Raw genomic sequence first — 15,427 nt, forward strand, 5'->3', positions numbered from 1 at the left:
CCTTGGGCGGCGTGCGTGGGCTGGTGTGGTTGGCACCGGGTTGTCGGCGGGTGGGGCTTGGCGTGTAGCCGGGGTGCGGTCCGAGAAGACGGGGTAAGTGGCTCGAGGGATCGGCTGCGGGGCGGCTGTTGTTGTGGGCGGGGTGGTGGTGCGGGCTGGGGTGGGTGGTTCGGGGCGGCGTGTCAGGGGTGGTGTCAGGGGGGTGACTGGGCGGCGTCAGGGGAGTGGGTCAGCGTGGCGGTTGACCTTCTACCAATCACTGCCCGGAGGCAGACCGAGATGTTTCATCGCATCGGGCGCGTTGTCGTCCGTCATTCCGTGTGGACGATCGTGGTGTGGATCGTTGCCGCGGTCGCCATTGCCGCTACGGCACCGAGCCTGCCGTCGAGTAGCGACGAGACCAGCTTCTTGCCCAAGAGTTACGAGTCGATCCAGGCTGCGGATCTGCAGCAGAGTGCGTTCCCGAGTGCCTTCACGCCGTCCGCGATCGTGCTGTACCAGCGTTCGGACGGCGGCAAGCTGACGCCGGACGATCTGAAGGACGCGGGGCGCATCACCGCCGAGTTGGCCGCGAAGAAGATCGATCAGGTCCAGCAGGTCGTTCCCGGGCCGCCGTCGAAGGACGGCCGGTACGTGCTGGGTCTGGTCTCGATGGACACCAAGAGCGCCGGTCAGACGACACAGCTGGACGCCGCGAAGGCGCTGCGCGCGGACGCCAAGGAGCTCACGAAGGGCACGCAGCTCGACGCCAAGCTCGGCGGTTCGGCGGCGCAGGGCCTCGACCAGCAGGACTCCTCCACCCGCGCCAACGCGATGGCGCTGGTCGGCACCTTCGCGATCATCCTGATCACACTGCTGATCATCTTCAGGTCGCCGATCCTCGCGGTGCTGCCGCTGCTCCTCCTGATGACCCTGGTGTCCGCCACCGCCAACTCGCTCATCGCCGACGCCACCAAACTCTTCGGGCTCCAGGCGGACAGCTCGATGTCGGCATTGCTGATCGTCGTACTGCTGGGGGTCGGCACCGACTACTACCTGTTCCTGATGTTCCGCTACCGGGAACGCCTGCGAGCCGGCGATGAGCCCAAGCAGGCGATGGTCAACGCGGTCGGCCGGGTCGGCGAGGCGATCGCCTCGGCAGCCGGTGCGGTGATGATCTCGTTCCTCGCGCTCCTCGTGTCGACGCTCGGCTTCCTCCGGCAGATGGGCCCGGCGCTGGCCATCACCGTCGCGGTGACGCTGCTCGCCGCGCTGACGCTGTTCCCGGCGGTCTGCTCGCTGATCCCGCCGCGCGCATTGTTCTGGCCGTCGAAGGCGTGGCGCAAGGAACCCTCGAACGCGCGCTTCGCGGCGCTCGGCCGCGGAGTGCAGCGCCGGCCGGCCCTCTTCGCCGGCGTCTCCGGCGTGGTCATGGTCGCGCTGGCGCTCGGCACCTTCGGTTTCAAGCCCACCTTCGACCTGGCGTCCGGGTCGATGCCGAAGACCCAGGAGTCGATGGTCGTCCAGACCGAGATGCAGAACGCCTATTCGGCCGGCGCCGCCGAACCGACCTCGGTCCTGGTCACCTCGACCGGCGACGGCCGGCTCGACACGGCTGCGCTGCCCGCGTACGAGCGCAAGCTCAGCGCGGTCGCGGGTGTCGCCGACGTCCAGCCCGCCGCGATCAGCAAGGACGGCCGGACCGCCAACATCACAGTCACGCTGAAGTACGGGTCGGCCACCGACCAGGCGATCAGCGCGGTCGGCGACGTCCGCGACGTCGCGCACGCCGACGCACCGCCCGGCACGAAGGCGCTCGTCGGCGGTATGTCGTCGATCTACAAGGACATCAACGCCGCGGTGAACCACGACTACCGCACGGTGTTCCCGCTCGCCGCGCTGCTGATCATGATCATCCTCGGCCTGCTGCTGCGCAGCGTGGTGGCGCCCTGGTACCTGATGGCCTCTGTCGGGCTGGGCTTCGGCGCCACGCTCGGCGCGACGGTGCTCATCTTCCAGAAGGGTCAGGGACACTCGGGGCTGATGTTCATGCTCCCGGTGATCATGTACCTGTTCGTGGTCGCCATCGGCACGGACTACAACATCCTGATGATCTCCCGGCTCCGTGAGGAGGCGCGGGAGGGCCGCGATCCGCGCGAGGCCGCCAGCAGGGCGGTGCGGCACGCCGGTCCGACCGTGGCCGCGGCCGGGTTCATCCTGGCGGCCACCTTCGCCACCTTGATGTTGGCGGGCAACTCGCTGCTGACCGAGATGGGATTCGCCGTCTCCTTCGGCATCGTCGTCGCCGCGTTCGTGATGGCAATGTTCTTCACCCCGAGCCTGACCGCACTGATCGGCCACGCCGCCTGGTGGCCGGGCCACCAGGACCGGAAGGAGGCCGCGAACGTGGAGGCCGCCGACTCCGACGCCCGGGAGCTCGAACCGTCGGCGAAGAACTGACGTACGGCGTACCGCAACGGGGCTCCGGCGAGAGCCGGAGCCCCGTCCGACGGCCCGTCAAGGGCCTCGCCCTATTGCGTCGCGGGCTCCTGGTCCGCCGGCTGCTCTGGATCGGGTGTTGGTGGTGCATCGGGGACGAGGGGCTGGTCGAGACCGGCGTCCTCGCTGATCGCCGCGCGGGTGACGGCGGCCTCGATGCGGTTCAACTGCTGGCGGAGCGCGGTGCCGGTGCCGGTGGGGGCAGCCCAGAACCGCTTCATGTACTCCTCGATCTCGGCCTGCATCATGGCCCTGAGCTGAGCTTGTGTGTACGGCAAATCGTCCTCCACGTGGCCTGGGGTGAAGTCACCGCGGGCGATCGCCGCCCGGGCTGCTGGACCGGGGCAGTCGGTCGGGTCGGGGCGGACCGCGGAGTGCGGCCTGATCGCCGTGCCGCGGGGATAGAGCCGGCGGAAGTCCGCGATCACCGCACGGGTGGTCGCCTTCATCGCCGCGGTCGGCTGCTCACCGGTGACGAGCACCAGCAGGATCGCGCCGTACCGCTCGTTCACGTCGTTGTTGCCGTTGGCGCCCGACTGGGTGCGCAGACCGCGCAGCGTCCAGGCCCGGCCGGACTGGTCGACGGCGACCTGGTACGCGATGTCCGACCAGCCGCGGGTGTCCATGTGGTAGTCCTGCCACCCGCGCAACGCGGACGCGACCGCGGCCTTGGTGTGGATGACGCTCGTCGACCCGGTGCCGGGCCAGTGGATCACCGCGCCCTCGACCCGGGACACGGTCAGGTTGCCAGGCCCGGCGGTCGGCGGTCGCGCGTTCCACGCGGACCGGGGCAGATATTCGACCATCAGTGCTCCTCACATGCCTCACAGCACCGCATACCCCACGCTGGCGCTCGGTAATCAACCGATCACACGCGGCACCTGACGTCAAGCACTAACAGTCAGTGGATCCGCCACCTTCACTGTGGGATGTCTATCACCACTGAGCGCGCCCAGCAGGCGCAGCCCATCCTCGGCGGGGCTCCCGGGCGCCGCGGACAGCACCAGCAGCTCCATACCTGATTCGCCCGGCAGTGCGAAGTTCTCCTGGTGCAGTTCCAGTAGTCCGACCAGCGGATGCCGGTACGCCTTGCGTCCGTGTGTTCGGGCGCGCACGTCGGCGCGGGCCCAGAGGCGGCGGAAGCGCTTGCTGCCCATCGCCAGCTCGCCGATCAGCGAGGCGAGGCCCGGATCGTCGGGGGACTGCCCGGCCGCCAGCCGAAGGTGCCCGACCACGTCGAGGGTGCAGGTCTCCCAGTCGGCGTAGAGGCCACGCTCCGCCTCCTCGAGGAAGATGTGCCGGGCGGTGTTCAGGCCCGGCATCTCCCGGCCGTAGAGGAGCCCGGCGAGGCGGTTCCCGGCGACTACGTCCAGCCGGTGGTTCATGATCAGCGCGGGTGCAGCTGTGACCAGCTCGAGTACGCGCAGCAACTCCGGTCGCAGGCGCCCGCTGGGCGACTTCGCGCGGCGGCGGCGCTGCCGCGCCAACCGGTACAGATGCTCGCGTTCGGTCTCGTCCAGGCCGAGGACGCGGGCGAGCGCGTCGAGGACCTGTTCGGAGGGCTGGGTGGCGCGGCCCTGCTCCAGCCGTACGTAGTAGTCGACACTGACCCCGGACAGGTGCGCGACCTCTTCGCGGCGCAGCCCTTCGACGCGGCGGCGGCTGTCGGTGGGGATGCCGACGGCGGAAGGGTCGACCCGGGAGCGCCGGGTGCGCAGGAAGCCTGCCAGATCGTCCACGCGCCAAGTATGGCTCAGCCAACGGCCGTAAAGGGTGGTCCTGCCAATACCAGGAAGGCCCGGCCGATGGAAGAGGCGCCTCTGGATGACGCGGCCCTCGACAGCAGAGCATCTGTGGCGACACACCTCGTTGAAGGGAACAACCATGAAGACACTCATCGTCTACGCCCACCCTGAGCCGCGTTCGCTGAACGGCTCACTGAAGGACGTCGCCGTCTCTACTCTCGAAGCCGCCGGGCACGAGGTGCGGGTGAGCGACCTGTACGCGATGAACTGGAAGGCCGTGGTGGACGCGGCGGACTTCGGCGAGTACGCCACCAGCCCGCTGCGGGTGATACCGAGTTCGGCCGGCGCGCACGACGCCGGCGCGCTGACGCCCGATGTGGCGGCCGAGCAGGAGAAGCTGCTGTGGGCCGACACGGTGGTCTTCCAGTTTCCGATGTGGTGGTACACGATGCCGGCGATCCTCAAAGGCTGGGTGGACCGGGTGTTCTCCTACCATTTCGCGTACGGCGTCGGGGTGCACGACGAGACCAGGTACGGCGAGCGCTTCGGTGAGGGAACGCTGCAGGGGCGGCGGGCGATCCTGTCGGTGACCGTCGGCGGCCCGGAGTCCCACTACACCGATCGCGGGATCAACGGCCCGATCGAGGACCTGCTGTTCCCGATCCACCACGGGATCCTGTACTACCCGGGCCTGGAGGTGCTGCCGCCGTTCGTGCTGTACGGCACCGACCGGTTCACCGACGGCGACGTCGAGGACGCCGCGAAGGCGTGGAAGGAGCGGCTGCTGTCGCTGGAGACGACCGAGCCGATCGCGTTCCGTCGGCAGAACTTCGGTGACTACGAGATCCCGTCACTGCAGTTGAAGGAGGGCCTGGAAGTGCCGGGCCGCAAGGGTTTCGGCCTGCACGTTCGGGGTTAGCCACCGCCGAGCCGCAGGACGAACGATCGCTTCGAGCCGAGGTCTTGACATCGTTGTCGGGGCTTGATGAAGTTCCGCGAGGAAGCGGTGAAACGTTTCCAACTCTCGCCGCCCGAGGTACTCGAGGAGATCGATCATGGTCGTCGTGAATCGTCCGGCGCGCGCCCTGCGCGCCGTCCTGGCCGGAGCCGTCGCGCTGGGCCTCGGGTTGGCCTCGGCACAGCCGGCCGGAGCCGATCCGGGCCCCGGTACCGAGGGCGCGACCGCCGTCGCGCGGGCCCGGGTCGCGGCCGACGTGCTGATGAGTTCGTACGAGCCGGTGAAGGCGTGGTTCCCGTCGAGCTGGTGGAACTCGGCGGTCGCGCTGCAGACGATCGGCGACTACATGCAGCGCACTGGCGACCGGCGCTATCTGTCCCAGCTGGACAACACGTTCGAGAAGGACAAGGGAGCGTTCCCGGCGGGATATCTCTCGGGCGATCCGCTGCTCGGCAACTTCACCAGTCGCGCGATCGACGATTCCGAGTGGTGGGGTCTGACCTGGGTGCAGGCCTACGACCTCACCAAGAATCGCAAGTACCTCGACATGGCGGTCACGATCGCCGAGTACGTCGAGGGGTACTGGGATCCCAGCACGTGCGGTGGTGGCGTCTGGTGGGACGGGGAGCGGACGTACAAGAACGCCGTCACCAACGGACTCTGGATCCGGCTCACGGCCGAGCTGCACAACCGGCTGCCTGGTGACCACCGCTGGCTCGGCCGGGCGCAGGACGGCTGGAACTGGCTCAACAGCAGCGGCATGATGATCAACTCCGACGGTCTGGTCAACGACGGTCTGAACAGCAACTGCGAGAACAACGGCGGCACGGTGTGGAGCTACAACCAGGGGCTGGCGATCGGCGCCGGCCTGGAGCTGTGGCGGGCGACCCGGGATCCAGGGTTGCTGACCACCGTACGGCGGCTGGCCGACGCATCGATCGGATCCGGCGGACTGGTGTCGGACGGCGTACTGACCGAGTACTGCGATGCTCCGGACCGGCAGTGCGATGACAATGGCAAGCAGTTCAAGGGCATCTTCCAGCGGTACCGGATGGATCTCGCCGACACCACCCACGACCCGCGGTACGTCGCCTTCGTCCAGCAGCAAGCCAACAGTGTGTGGGACCACGACCGCGACGCGTCCGGACGGCTGGGTGAGCGCTGGTCGGGTCTGACCAATGCCGATCACCCCAACGCGTTCGACTGGCGCACACAGGCCAGTGCGCTGAGTGCTCTGATCGCCGCCGTACCGAAGCAGACTCCTGATCATTCACTGTCCGCGACGCTGAGTCCGGCCCAGCCGGTGGTGATGCCGGCGAGCGGCGGCCCGACCCATGTCAAGCTCAAGGTCGATCTACAGGCCACTGCGCCGGCCGGCACGCTCAAGGTCGAGGTGAAGGCGGCAGCGCCCGCGGGGTGGGCCGTGACGCCGGCGCGTGCGACGACCACGCTCCATCCGCACGGGAACGCCGTACCCGCGCGATCGAGTGTCCAGCTGGACGTGACGATTCCCGCCGGCACGACGGACGGGCACTACCCGGTGACCGCGACGGCGACATCCGGTAGCCGGCTGGCGTTCAGTGCGCAGGCCGACATCCTGGTTGCGCGCACCGTCGACTTCGACACCGGTACGGCGGCCGAGACGCCCTGGTTGTGGGACGCCGACGGCTCACAGAGCAACGGCGTACAGAACCGGTTCGCCGATGGCAACTCCTACTTCGTCTACCGCTTCCCGTTCCCGGCCGACACTACCGCGGCGCACGCGGTGCTGACGATCGACAACGAGTACGTCGTTCAGGTCAGCGGTGACGGTCAGAACTGGACCACTGTCCTGACCGAGACCCGGCAGCTCCACGACGGCGAGAACAAGGCGGACCAGACCATCGACCTGACCCCCTACCTCGGCCCGGACAAGGCCGCCTATGTCCGAGTCTCCGACTCGTTCCCGACCGACGGCTGGGGCGGCCGCGTCTACCACGTGAGCGCCACCTACGGCTAGGCGTTCTTGAGCAGTGGGAGGAGCTGGTCGCCGACGCGGACGGTCTCCTCGCGGTACGGCGTGTCGGACAGGATGAAGTGGGTGAGTCCGAGGTCCTGGTACTTGCGGAGGGACTTGGCGACGTCGTCGGCCGACCCGACGAGCCACGTCGTACCGGCGCCGCCTCCGCCGTACTTGCCGGGAGCGGTGTAGAGGTTGTCGTCGAGGACCTCGCCGCGCTCGGCGAGTTCGAGCAGCCGCTGCTGGCCGACCGCCTTGAACCACCGGCGATCGCGAGAACCTTGGGCCTCGGCCATCTTCGCCACCTTGGCCTCCGCGTCCGCCCAGGCCCCCTCGGTGGTGTCGCGGATGAGCGTGGTGATCCGCAGTCCGAACTCGAGCGGTGGGTGCTCGCGACCGAGCTCGGACTCCAGCGCCCGCAGCCGGCTGATCCGCTCGGCGATCCCGTCCAACGGCTCGCCCCAGAACAGCTGCACGTCGGCGTCGGTCGCTGCGACCCGCTGCGCTGCCTCCGACGCACCGCCGAAGTACAGCCGCGGATGCGGCCTGCCTTCGCGTACGACGGGACGCGTCGCGACCGTGGACCCGGTGACCGAGAAGTGGTCGCCGGTGAACGTGACGTCCTCCTCGGTCCACAGGCGCCGTACCAACTGCAGGAACTCACGGGTCCGCGCGTACCGCTGGGCCTGGTCGCCCTCGGAGTCGCCGTACGCGGCCAGATTGTCCTGACCGGACACGATGTTGATCAGCAGTCGCCCGCCGCTCAGCTGGTCGAGCGTCCCCGCCGCGGACGCGAAGTGCGCGGGCTGCCAGTAGCCCGGCCGGATCGCGACCAGCGGCTGGAAGGTCGTCGTACGCGCGGCCAACGCGGCGGCGACCGTGAACGTGTCGGGCCGGCCCCACCCGGTGCCGAGGAGCGCACCGGCCCAGCCGCGGTCCTCGGCGAGCCGGGCCAGCTCCGTCAACCGCTCGAGGCTGTTGTGTCCCTGGACGGTGTCGTCCCCGCGATGGCCGGGAGCGACCTGGTTCGGGATGTACCAGAGGAAGGTCATGCAAAGCAGTTTATGTTTACCTGATTAGTCGACTTTCAATCGTCTCGCGGTCTGGTCACGGCGGACACAGTGGGCCAGGCTGGGGTCATGACGGCGGACCTGAGCGCCGACGAGCGGGCGGCGCGGGGGAAGGCAGTGCGGAAGGACGTGCCGCTCGAGTCGCACGCCGAGTTCCGGGCGGGCGACGAGCGGGATCCGATCGGGCTGCTGCTCACCCAGGCCGAAGGGCGGGTCCCGGAGCTGATGCCGATCCGGAACGGCCGGATGCTGGCGTCACCGTTCAGCTTCTATCGCGGTGCGGCGTTGGTCATGGCGGCCGACCTGGCACAGACGACCGCGACCGGGCTGACGGTCCAGCTGTGCGGCGACGCGCACCTGTCGAACTTCGGTGCCTACGCCTCGCCGGAGCGGCGACTGGTGTTCGACATCAATGACTTCGACGAGACACTGCCCGGGCCGTTCGAGTGGGACGTCAAGCGGATGGCGACGAGCTTCGTGGTGGCCGGCCGGGACAACGGGTTCAGTGCGAAGGAATGCAACGAACTCGCGCTGACTGCCGTACGGAGCTACCGCGAAACCATGCGCGAGTTCGCGGGGCAGTCGATCCTCACGGTGTGGTACGCGCGCCTCGACGTCGAGGAGGCGGCCAAGAAGTACAAGGCCGCGCTGTCGTCGGCCGAGCGCAAGCGGCGGAAGGCCGGGCTCAAGTCCGCCAACCGGACGCTCGCGAAGGCATACACCCGCGACAATCTGCAGGCGATCGGGAAGCTGACCACTGTGGTCTACGGCCGGCGGCGGTTCGTCTCCGACCCGCCGCTGGTCGTGCCGCTCGAGGAGCTCGCGGGCGTCGACACCGACGCCGTGCTCAGTCAGTTGCACGAGCTCGTCACGAGCTATCGCGACACGCTGCCGCAGGATCGGCGGCACCTGATCGACCACTTCCGCCTCACGAACGTCGCGCACAAGGTGGTCGGTGTCGGCAGCGTCGGCACCCGGGCGTGGATCCTGCTGATGGAGTCGACTGTCCAAGACGATGCCCTCCTTCTGCAGGCCAAGCAGGCCGGTCCCTCGGTGCTCAGCGAGTACGCCGGCCGCTCGGAGTACGTGAACCAGGGAGAGCGCGTCGTGGTCGGCCAGCGCCTGATGCAAGCGGCGAGCGACATCTTCCTCGGCTGGCTGCACGCCGAGGCGGCCGACGGGCCGCAGGACTATTACGTGCGGCAACTCCGCGACTGGAAGCTCTCCGTCGACATCGACAACCTGAACCCCGACGGCATGCGGGGCTACGCCCAGCTCTGCGGCTACACGCTGGCTCGCGCCCACGCCCGTTCCGGCGACCGCTTCGCGATCGCGGCGTACCTGGGAAAGTCCGACCGCTTCGACCGTGCCGTCGCCGAGTTCGCCAAGACCTACGCCGGCCAGAACGACCGCGACCACGCCGCCCTCGCCGACGCCGTCACCACCGGCCGCGTGAAGGCCGAGCCCGGCGTCTGACTCAGTACTGCGAGTTGTGAAGGTCAGTTTGTTTCCGTGTTGGACGGACACAGGGAATCGTGATGAGGATGCTGGAAACGTTCCCGCTACGGTTCGGAGGACCGGATGACGAAGGCAGCACAACGTTCGCTCGGCGACGGTGGACCGGTGGTCAGCGCGCTCGGGATGGGGTGCTGGGCGATCGGCGGCCCGCATGCGCGGCAGGGGAGTCCGGTCGGCTGGGGGGTGATCGACGACACGGAGTCGAAGCGGGCGCTGCGGCGCGCGTACGACCTCGGGGTGACGTTCTTCGACACCGCCGACGTCTACGGCTGCGGGCACAGCGAGAAGCTGATCGCGGCCGCGCTCGGTGACGTCCGGGACGAGATCGTGATCGCCTCCAAGGCGGGTTACACGTACGTCGAGGAGACCCGGGAGGCGCCGGGGGAGAACGGCGACCCCGACTACATCCGGTGGGCCTGCGACGAGTCGCTGCGGCGGCTCGGGACGGATCACATCGACCTGTACCAGTTCCACCTGGGCGGCTACGACCTGGCGAAGGCGGACGATGTACTCGCGGTGTTCGAGGAACTCGTTGCCGCAGGCAAGGTCCGGGCGATCGGGTGGAGCACGGACAGTCCGGAGCGGGCGGCGGTGTTCGCGAAGAGTGAGCACTGCAAGGCGATCCAGCAGCACTTCAACGTGTTCGGCGGCAACGACGAGGTGCTGGAGCTCTGTGAACGCAACGGACTCGCGAGCATCGTCCGCGGTCCGCTCGGGATGGGGCTGCTGACCGGGAAGTTCGACCAGGACAGCAGTCTGCCGGCGGACGACGTACGGCACGGCTGGAACTTCCGCACCGGCGACCAGGCCGAGTCGCTGCGCCGCCTCGACGCCGTCCGCGACGTACTGACGTCCGACGGCCGCACCCTGGCCCAAGGCGCCCTCGCCTGGCTCTGGGCCCGCAGCGAAGCCTTCATCCCGATCCCCGGCTTCAAAACCGTCGCCCAGGTCGAGGAGAACGCCGGCGCCTTGGCACACGGCCCGCTGACCTCCGACCAACTAGCCGAGGTCAGAACGATCCTCACCCGGCAATAGCCCAGTCGGACCTACGGCTGTCCCGGCGGTCGAGTCGGGGCAGCCGATTCCTTTGCGCGGTGGCGGGGGTCTACCTGGTAGAAGGGCCGGCCCAGTGGACGGGTCGGTCTCGACCTGCCGAGGAAGGAACGGTGATCGCGGCGCCGTGCGTCGATTCGGTCGTGGCTGTACAAGATCGCGACCAACGTCTGCCTGAGGGCGTTGGAGCCGCGCCGTATCCGCGTGCTGCCGTCCGGACTGGGCGGCCCGTGCGACGATCCCGACCGTGTGCCGAGCCCAGTTGCGCCCGGCGAGATCTCGTGGCTGGAACCGTTGCCGGACGCGTGGATCACCCCGCCCCACGACGATCCGGCCGCGGTGGTGGTCGCGCGGGAGTCGCTGCGGCTGGCGCTCATCGCGAGCTTGCAGCACCTGCCCGCCCGTCAGCGCGCGATCCTCATCCTGCGCGAGGTGCTGGCCTTCTCCGCGGCCGAGACCGCGGAAGTCCTCGACACCACCACTGCCGCGGTGACGAGCGGCCTGCAGCGCGCCCGCGCCCGGCTGAACGAACTGGAGACGGAGCCCGCCGAGCTGCTCGAACCGACCGATCAGCGGGCACGCGCGCTGCTGGACGGGTACATCGCCGCCTTCGAGCGGTCCGACGCTGCCCTGCTGGAGAAGGTGTTGCGGACGGACGCCACGCTGGAGGCGACGCCATTCCGCGACTGGCAGGCAGGTCGGGCGATGTGCATCCACGTGCTCGACGCCTACGTGCTGGGCACCCCGGGCGACTGGCGGATGCTCGCGACCACCGCCAACGGCCAACCCGCGGCCGTCGTGTACTACCGGGCCCCGGACGGCGTGCTCCGGGCGAACGGTGCCGTAGTGCTGGCCACCACAGCCACCGGTGTCGAACGTGTGGTCGCGTTCCACCACCATCCCGCACTGGTCGCGATGTTCGGCTTCCCGGAGGTGTACCCAGACTGACCCCGACCGACGAGCGAGCGTACAACAGTCAGACTCCGTGCAGCGTCTCTTCGAAGTCGGACACGAGTCCTTCGTCGGGGAAGCGGTCCCGGAGCTCCCGGTCGAGTTCTCCAGCGATCATCAGGAGGTGGATCTTGCTCTGGCGGCCGTGCCTGAGTCCGGTCTTGCCGAGTTCCACGGCCTGTTCCAGGTCGCCGTCGCGGCCCGCGACGATGCCGAGCGTGATCCGGCACTCGGCTATCCGCATTGGGCTCAGCTCGGCGCCGTCCGGGGTGACGTTGTCGTTGATCACGGTCGTCGCGTACTGCGTGGCCAGATCGTCGTCACCGGCGATCCGGTGTACGTCCATCGCGTAGTAATCCCACTTCGCCGGGTCGATCTTGAAGTGGTTGTCCGGCCGGTCCGGGTACGGCAGGCGGTCGAGCATCTCCTTGCCTGACGCAAGCACTGTGCTCAGGTTGGATTCACCGAGCCGGGCTTTCGCCTTGGCTTCCTGTGCGATCAGTTGGACGTGGACGTGGACGCTGGACGACTGCGCGACCGCCTGACCGCGTTGGGCTGCCTCTACGGCCTGCCGGAACCGGCCTTGGGTGAGGGCGAACCAGGCCGTCATCTCGTGACCCCACCCGGCGATCTCGGGGTGGCCTGCCTCGAGGCCGAGTTGCAGCGCCGCCGTACGGGTGGCCTCAGCGGCCGACCGCATGCCCAGGTCGTACTCCACGCACCCGGCGAGCAGGGCGAGCCATCCACCCGCCACCAGCAGGTCCTGATGGGCCTTCAGACCGACCGGGCGCCGTAACAGTCCGCTGACGTGCTGGAGCCACTCGTGCGCCTCCCGCCGCAGGTCCAGGGCGTCGCGGTAGTTGTACTGACAGCACAGTTCCTCAATGGTCGAGTGCAGCGTCTCAAGTGTCTGCGAGGTTGTGTCGCTCGACTGCATCCGCTGGACGAGTTCGGCCGTCTGCCACGGCGTACGGTCCAGCTTCGCCGCGACATCCTCCCGGACGGATGCGATCAGCTCGCCTTTCGCCCTCAGCGCCTCGTCGCACAGCCGGGCCAGGTCGTCGGTCGGGGCCTTGCGGCCGTTCTCGATGTTGCTCAGGTACGACCGGCTGTAGTGCGTGGCTCGGGCAAGGTCAGCCAGGGACCAACCCCGGTGGTCCCGGTACTCCTGTAGCCGCCGTCCGAAGCTCACCCGCCCAGCGTCCCGGAACGAGCCCTGCGACGGCTCCAACCCCAGACGGGGCAGCCGTGCGTACTCGCGCACCACGGGGGCTACCACCGCGACAACCTGCTGACGCGGAACTCGTGTAGCCGCCGCGCGTCATCGGGGCGCGGGCAAGCAGCGCGAAGACCACGCTGGACACGTACGGGCACTTGTGGCGGGATGCAGATGAGTCGACCCGTGCCGCCGTTGGTGCTGTGCTGGCGGCACGGGTCGGGGGTCTCACGGAACAGCCACGGAACGCGGAGCAGTCATGACGACGGTTCCGCAGGTCAGCTGATCAGACGTCGTAGTACAGCTCGAACTCGTGCGGGTGGGGGCGGAGCTGGATCGGGGCGATCTCCTGCTCGCGCTTGAGGTCGACCCAGGTCTCGATCAGGTCGGAGGTGAAGACGTCGCCCTCGAGCAGGAAGGCGTGGTCGGCCTCGAGCGAGTCGATCACGGCCGGCAGCGAGGTGGGAACCTGCGGGATGCCCGCATGCTCCTCCGGCGGCAGCTCGTAGAGGTCCTTGTCGACCGGGTCGGCCGGCTCGATCTTGTTGCGGATGCCGTCCAGGCCGGCCAGCAGCTGGGCCGAGAAGGCCAGGTACGGGTTGGCGGACGGGTCCGGGCAGCGGAACTCGATCCGCTTCGCCTTCGGGTTCGAGCCGGTGATCGGGATCCGGATGCAGGCGGAGCGGTTGCGCTGCGAGTAGACCAGGTTGACCGGCGCCTCGAAGCCCGGCACCAGGCGGTGGTAGGAGTTCACCGTCGGGTTGGTGAAGGCCAGCAGCGACGGGGCGTGCTTGAGCAGGCCGCCGATGTACCAGCGGGCGATGTCGGACAGGCCGCCGTACCCGGACTCGTCGTAGAACAGCGCGTCGCCGCCGGAGAACAGCGACTGGTGCACGTGCATACCCGAACCGTTGTCACCGAAGATCGGCTTCGGCATGAAGGTCGCGGTCTTGCCGGCCGCCCAGGCGGTGTTCTTGACGATGTACTTGAACTTCTGCAGGTTGTCCGCGGTCTTCAGCAGCTCATCGAAGCGGAAGTTGATCTCCGCCTGACCGGCGGTGCCGACCTCGTGGTGGGCGCGCTCGACGACCAGCCCGGACTTCTCCAGGTTCAGCGTGATCTGGTCCCGCAGGTCGCCGAAGTGGTCGGTCGGCGCGACCGGGAAGTACCCGCCCTTGTAGCGGACCTTGTACCCACGGTTGCCGCCGTCCTCGACCCGCCCGGTGTTCCAGGCGCCGGCGACCGAGTCGATCGAGTAGTAGCCGGAGTTCTGCTTGGTCTCGAACCGAACGTCGTCGAAGACGTAGAACTCGGCCTCCGGCGCGAAGAACGCGGTGTCCGCGATGCCGGTCGACTTCAGGTACTCCTGCGCCTTCCGCGCGATGTTGCGCGGGTCGCGGCTGTAGGCCTCGCCGGTCAGCGGGTCGTGCACGAAGAAGTTGATGGCCAGCGTCTTCGTCCCGCGGAACGTGTCGAGGAAGGCCGTGGTCGGGTCGGGCAGCAGCTTCATGTCCGATTCGTGGATCTGCTGGAACCCGCGGACCGACGAACCGTCGAACATCAGGCCCTCTTCGAAGACCTCGGGCCCGAACGACGACACCGGGACGGTGAAGTGCTGCATGATGCCCGGCAGGTCGGAGAACCGGACATCGATGATCTCGATGCCCTCGTCCTTGACGTAGGCGAGCAGCTCCTCAGCGCTGGAAAACATACGTACTCCTAGGGTGGCTCAGAGATTGATCTGAACGTAGGGCCTCGGGATTACTCGGTCGTGACCCTGGTGTTTCGCGGATGTTACGCCCAGCGTGTCCGCGCTGACCCACTGGTGTACGTCGGCTACGCCCTGAGATCTCCAGGTCCGCTGTGAGCGGGGCGTGGCAGCTTCCGTAGGCTAGCCATCATGGCATCATCGGCGCGGCCGGGCACAGGACCCTCCGAAGAATTCCGCTTTCCGGGGAACCGGTTCGGCCTGCCGGAGCACGGTCCGGGCTCGGTCGCGAGCTGGGGCCGGCGGATCCTCGCACTGCTCCTGGACTGGCTGATCGCCGGCCTGGTCGCGTCCGCGGTCACGTCGAAACCGATCTGGGCCGGTGGGAACGACTTCAACACCGCCCAGCTGATCACCTTCTTCGGCATGACCGCGATCCTGACCGGCCTGGCCGGCGGCACGATCGGCCACCGCGTCCTCGGCCTCCGCGTCCTCAACCTCAACGCCCACGGCCAGACCGGCTACGCCGCCCAGGCCGGTCTCCTCGGCGGCGTCATCCGGGCCCTCCTGATCTGCCTCCTGATCCCCGCCGTCGTCTACGACCGCGACCGCCGGGGCCTCCACGACCGCGCGGCCAACACAGTCGTCGTACGCCGCTGACCAGATCACCCCAGCCGAGCATCCGCCGTACGACGCATCAGCAGCGAGCGCCGACCCCGCATGCGCCCATT

Annotated in this window: 12 protein-coding genes; 7 read left to right on the top strand and 5 right to left on the bottom strand. The window is 68.5% G+C overall.

The features are described 5' to 3' along the window. The first annotated feature begins 279 nt into the window (after positions 1–279). The gene (locus ACXC9Q_RS32715) at positions 280–2,439 is read left to right on the top strand and encodes an MMPL family transporter (protein ID WP_457060520.1); all 2,160 of its coding nucleotides are present in this window, start codon (positions 280–282) and stop codon (positions 2,437–2,439) included. Positions 2,440–2,510: 71 nt separating this feature from the next. Here the strand turns inward: ACXC9Q_RS32715 and ACXC9Q_RS32720 are convergent, their stop codons facing one another. Together ACXC9Q_RS32720 and ACXC9Q_RS32725 are read right to left on the bottom strand one after the other, a co-directional pair. Beyond that, positions 2,511–3,284, bottom strand: a complete 774-nt coding sequence (locus ACXC9Q_RS32720) for a peptidoglycan recognition protein family protein (RefSeq protein ID WP_457060521.1) — start codon at positions 3,282–3,284, stop codon at positions 2,511–2,513. A gap of 81 nt (positions 3,285–3,365) precedes the next feature. Then, entirely contained in the window at positions 3,366–4,217 is an 852-nt protein-coding gene (locus ACXC9Q_RS32725; protein WP_457060522.1) for a helix-turn-helix transcriptional regulator, read from the bottom strand. Positions 4,218–4,362: 145 nt separating this feature from the next. Here ACXC9Q_RS32725 and ACXC9Q_RS32730 point away from each other — a divergent pair, with 145 nt between their 5' ends. After that, on the top strand, positions 4,363–5,142 hold the full coding sequence (locus ACXC9Q_RS32730) for an NAD(P)H-dependent oxidoreductase (protein ID WP_457060523.1): 780 nt from the start codon (positions 4,363–4,365) through the stop codon (positions 5,140–5,142). A 136-nt stretch (positions 5,143–5,278) separates the two neighbouring features. Further along, the gene (locus ACXC9Q_RS32735) at positions 5,279–7,180 is read left to right on the top strand and encodes a glycoside hydrolase family 76 protein (protein ID WP_457060524.1); all 1,902 of its coding nucleotides are present in this window, start codon (positions 5,279–5,281) and stop codon (positions 7,178–7,180) included. Here the strand turns inward: ACXC9Q_RS32735 and ACXC9Q_RS32740 are convergent. Continuing rightward, positions 7,177–8,232 (bottom strand): LLM class flavin-dependent oxidoreductase, encoded by a 1,056-nt coding sequence (locus tag ACXC9Q_RS32740; protein ID WP_457060525.1) that lies wholly within the window; start codon positions 8,230–8,232, stop codon positions 7,177–7,179. The genes ACXC9Q_RS32735 and ACXC9Q_RS32740 overlap by 4 nt on opposite strands. Positions 8,233–8,319: 87 nt before the next feature. Between ACXC9Q_RS32740 and ACXC9Q_RS32745 the strand changes: the two genes are divergently transcribed. The 3 genes from ACXC9Q_RS32745 (at position 8,320) to ACXC9Q_RS32755 (ending at position 11,769) form a co-directional block, all read left to right on the top strand. Then, positions 8,320–9,726 (top strand): DUF2252 domain-containing protein, encoded by a 1,407-nt coding sequence (locus ACXC9Q_RS32745; RefSeq protein ID WP_457060526.1) that lies wholly within the window; start codon positions 8,320–8,322, stop codon positions 9,724–9,726. 105 nt (positions 9,727–9,831) lie between these two features. Continuing rightward, complete coding sequence (locus tag ACXC9Q_RS32750; protein ID WP_457060527.1) at positions 9,832–10,803, top strand: aldo/keto reductase; 972 nt, start codon at positions 9,832–9,834, stop codon at positions 10,801–10,803. Positions 10,804–10,956: 153 nt separating this feature from the next. Further along, positions 10,957–11,769 carry an RNA polymerase subunit sigma-70 gene (locus ACXC9Q_RS32755; RefSeq protein ID WP_457060693.1) on the top strand — a complete coding sequence of 271 codons (813 nt, stop codon included), beginning with the start codon at positions 10,957–10,959 and terminating at the stop codon, positions 11,767–11,769. 28 nt (positions 11,770–11,797) lie between these two features. Here ACXC9Q_RS32755 and ACXC9Q_RS32760 read toward each other — a convergent pair whose 3' ends face one another. Next, the gene (locus ACXC9Q_RS32760; RefSeq protein ID WP_457060528.1) at positions 11,798–12,964 is read right to left on the bottom strand and encodes a helix-turn-helix domain-containing protein; all 1,167 of its coding nucleotides are present in this window, start codon (positions 12,962–12,964) and stop codon (positions 11,798–11,800) included. Between the two features lie 310 nt (positions 12,965–13,274). Then, a complete protein-coding gene (gene glnA / locus ACXC9Q_RS32765) occupies positions 13,275–14,699 on the bottom strand; it encodes a type I glutamate--ammonia ligase (protein WP_328522032.1) in 1,425 nt (474 codons plus the stop codon). A gap of 189 nt (positions 14,700–14,888) precedes the next feature. On the opposite strand from glnA, the gene ACXC9Q_RS32770 reads away from it, so the two are divergent. Further along, positions 14,889–15,356 carry an RDD family protein gene (locus ACXC9Q_RS32770; RefSeq protein WP_457060529.1) on the top strand — a complete coding sequence of 156 codons (468 nt, stop codon included), beginning with the start codon at positions 14,889–14,891 and terminating at the stop codon, positions 15,354–15,356. Positions 15,357–15,427: the final 71 nt, after the last annotated feature.

This window comes from Kribbella sp. CWNU-51 (assembly GCF_054073265.1).